General features: G+C 72.9%; 2 protein-coding genes and 1 pseudogene. All 3 read left to right on the plus strand.

Going from position 1 to position 2780, the window contains the following annotated elements; all coding sequences use genetic code 11:
* Nucleotides 1–453: pseudogene (locus SACPADRAFT_RS0223095) on the plus strand (hypothetical protein); the annotation flags it as partial.
* Between the two features lie 296 nt (nucleotides 454–749).
* Nucleotides 750–1742, plus strand: coding sequence for a hypothetical protein (locus tag SACPADRAFT_RS0223100; protein WP_007027161.1), 993 nt, complete (start codon nucleotides 750–752; stop codon nucleotides 1740–1742).
* A 161-nt stretch (nucleotides 1743–1903) separates the two neighbouring features.
* Nucleotides 1904–2780 (plus strand): serine/threonine-protein kinase (locus SACPADRAFT_RS29470; protein ID WP_007027160.1); only part of this gene is annotated, 877 nt, incomplete at its 3' end.

A 2780-nucleotide genomic window follows, 5' to 3' on the forward strand; every position in this document is an offset into this window, starting at 1 on the left:
GACGGCCCGGGCCGGGTCGCCGCGGACGTGGACCACGGGGACGCGGCGGGTGAGCCCGCCGAGGTGCAGATGGCGGACGGCCCGCGCAAGCCGCCGGTCACCCCCGCCCCCACCTCGACCGAGGACGACGGGGAGAACGTGGGCATCCTGCGCACCGGCCACGACGCGGAGACCCTCGCGCAGCGCTCCCAGGACTTCTTCAACACCGTCACCGAGGATCCGGAGGCCGCGCACGCGCTCACCACCGGGGAACTCGCCGAGCAGGGTCCGGAGGGGCTGGCTCAGCGCTACGCCGACGTCGCCTACTTCGAGGTGCGCCACGTCCACATCGACACCGACGAGGGCGTCACCGTCAACACCCTGCGGATCACCCGCCCGGACGGCAGCACCACCGAGGAGACCCGCAGGCTCACCTTCGCGGCCGACGACCGCATCTCGGCCGTGGAGGGCTGAAGGCGCCGGGCCGTGCGCCGCGGACGGGACGCACGGATGCGGCCTCACCTGCGAATGCACGGACCATCCGCACGTCCTTCTGCACGTGCGGGTCGCCGAACGGTTGAAAATTGCTCTAGATGGGTGACCGACAGCACCGCTCGTCGTACGCTATGTGCTGCCCACCGAGAGACGCTGGCGAACGGCGTCGCGAACGGGTTACCTGTTGTTCGGTGTCCGTGCTTGTGCGCTCGGTGACCGGCCCCACTCCCGCGAACCGAGCCCACTCCTGAACCGAGAACAGACGAGGACGAGCAGTGCACGATCGGCCCAGCCGGGAGCCGGAGCGGACCGTCGTCATCCACGACGGTCTCGGCCCGCACCTCCCCGGTGAGAACGCTCCGGTCGAGGGGGACACCCCCACCATCACCCTGGACGAGGTGCTTCCCGTCGCAGGCCCCGCCCCCGGTGAGGTCGACCGGCCCGGCGACGGCGGACGGGGCGGCGACGACGGACGGGGCGGGGACGACGGACAGAGCGGCGGCGACCCGGCGCCTGCCTCCGCACGGGAGAGCCTCCTCGCGCGGCGTGCCAAGTTCGTCGCGCTGCTGTTCGTCACGGCCGCGCTGGTCGCCTCCGTCATCGTCGCGTCCTCGCTGTCCGGCAGTGCCGACGAGTCCGACGACCCCGGCGCCGGTACCCGGCACCGGCACGAGATCACCGGTGCGGCCGCGCTCGGCGGGTTCACCCTGCCTCCCGGCGAACGGCGCACGCGGGACACGGGCGTCCCGGACACTCCCGCGTCGTCCCCGCCGGCCGGGTCACCGGACACCGCAGACTCCGCGGAGCCGACCGACCCCCCGGAGTCCGACCACTCCGTGCGATCCGCGGAGGCGACGACCGGGGACTCCCCGGCGCCGGAGGCCACGGACCCGGTCGGCGCGGCGGTGCCGACCGGAACGGCCGGGACACCCGGCAACGGACTCCGCTCCGGCCCGGCGGACGCGGCGACCGGGCTGGTGCACGCGTTCTACGAGCGCGTCCGGACCGCCCCCGAGCAGGCACTGGGCCTGCTGGCCCCCGCGCTGACGGCCGGGGAGGGCCGCGCGCTGTTGGCCTCCTGGCGGTCGCTGACGGACCTGGAGATCGAGGACGTGCGGGAGCGGGGGGACGGGACCGTGCGGGTCGTGGTCCGGATGACCCCCGACGGGGGCGCGCCGCTGCGGATCACCCAACTGCTCGGGGTGGGTGCCGGACCGGACCCCCTGATAAACCGGGCGATATTGCTCTCGGTCCGCGCTGTAGGCTGACCGGCCTTGTGGAACCGCAATCGGGGCCACCGATGGGGTGAAGATCACAGCCCCCGCAGTGCCCCCCGCGTGTGCGCAGAGTGAGCGGCCTAATCTGTCACGGTCGGTCTCGGTAAGCCGGCACACGTACTCCCGGTATGTGCGAGCCCGAAGGAGGTCGCGTGAGCGACGAGGGTCGCCTGGTCGCCGGCCGCTACCGTGTCATCAAGCGGATCGGGACCGGTGCCATGGGCGCCGTCTGGCAGGCAGTCGACGAGGTACTGCACCGGACGGTCGCCATCAAACAACTCATGCTCGAACCCGGCCTCGAACAGCACGAGGCCGAGGACGCACGGCAGCGGACGATGCGCGAGGGGCGGATCGCCGCCCGGCTGCACCACCCGAACGCGATCACCGTGTTCGACGTGGTGACGGACGAGAACGGGCAACCCTGCCTGGTCATGGAGTACCTCGACTCCACCAGCCTCGCGCAGGTGCTGCAACAGCAGGGCACGTTGCCACCGCTGGAGGTCGCCCGGATCGGCGCGCAGGTGGCCTCGGCCCTGCGGGAGGCGCACGCGGTCGGCATCGTGCACCGCGACATCAAGCCCGGCAACATCCTGCTCGCCGACAACGGCCTGGTGAAGATCACCGACTTCGGCATCTCCCGCGCCAAGGACGACGTGACGGTCACCAAGACGGGCATGATCGCGGGCACCCCCGCGTACCTGGCGCCCGAGGTGGCCATCGGCGGCGACCCGGGGCCGGAGTCGGACGTCTTCTCCCTCGGCTCCACCCTCTACGCCGCCTCCGAGGGGCAGCCCCCCTTCGGGCTGAGCGAGAACACGCTGGGCCTGCTGCACGCGGTGGCCGCGGGACAGATCAACCCGCCGAGACAGTCCGGCCCGCTGACCAGCGTGCTGGCGGTGATGCTGCACCCCGAGACCGCGCACCGGCCGAACGCGCAGCAGTCCGAGGACCTGCTGGCCGCGGTCGCCCGCGGGGACACGCCGCTCGGCGGACCCGCCGAGGACCCCACCCGGATGCGGCCCGCTCCCG

The sequence above is a fragment of the Saccharomonospora iraqiensis subsp. paurometabolica YIM 90007 genome (genome assembly GCF_000231035.2).
In the GTDB taxonomy this organism is placed as follows: domain Bacteria; phylum Actinomycetota; class Actinomycetes; order Mycobacteriales; family Pseudonocardiaceae; genus Saccharomonospora; species Saccharomonospora paurometabolica.